The sequence below is a fragment of the Streptomyces corynorhini genome, from assembly GCF_003346515.1.
GTDB classification, from domain to species: Bacteria; Actinomycetota; Actinomycetes; order Streptomycetales; family Streptomycetaceae; genus Streptomyces; species Streptomyces corynorhini.
Map to the genome: position 1 here is coordinate 1 of NZ_QQNA01000477.1, position 506 is coordinate 506.

Consider the following 506-nt stretch of genomic DNA (forward strand, 5'->3'; position numbering starts at 1 on the left):
GTCGACACCCCCGTCCTGGTCGTCGACCGGGCCGGCTGGGTCAAGGCCAACGTCGCGGGCTTCCGCGAACTGCTCAAGCCGCTGTTCGAGAAGATGAAGGACCGGCGCTCGGGGACCCCGGGCGGCGCCGTGCTCGGCGCCGTCGGCGGCAAGGTCACCGGCGTCGAGGTCGGCATGCTGCTGTCCTTCATGTCCTCTCGCGTGCTCGGCCAGTACGAGACGTTCGCCCCCGCCACCCGCGATCTCCCGGCCGCGGCCGGGAGATCGCGGGTGGCGGGGGCGAACGTCTCGTACTGGCCGAGCACGCGAGAGGACATGAAGGACAGCAGCATGCCGACCTCGACGCCGGTGACCTTGCCGCCGACGGCGCCGAGCACGGCGCCGCCCGGGGTCCCCGAGCGCCGGTCCTTCATCTTCTCGAACAGCGGCTTGAGCAGTTCGCGGAAGCCCGCGACGTTGGCCTTGACCCAGCCGGCCCGGTCGACGACCAGGACGGGGGTGTCGAC

Annotated in this window: 2 pseudogenes; one reads left to right on the top strand and one right to left on the bottom strand. The window is 71.9% G+C overall.

Going from position 1 to position 506, the window contains the following annotated elements:
- A pseudogene (locus DVH02_RS37225) lies at positions 1 to 288 on the top strand (zinc-dependent metalloprotease); the annotation flags it as partial.
- Positions 289 to 323: 35 nt separating this feature from the next.
- Here DVH02_RS37225 and DVH02_RS37230 read toward each other — a convergent pair.
- Positions 324 to 491 (bottom strand): annotated as a pseudogene (locus DVH02_RS37230) (zinc-dependent metalloprotease); the annotation flags it as partial.
- Between the last annotated feature and the right edge of the window lie 15 nt (positions 492 to 506).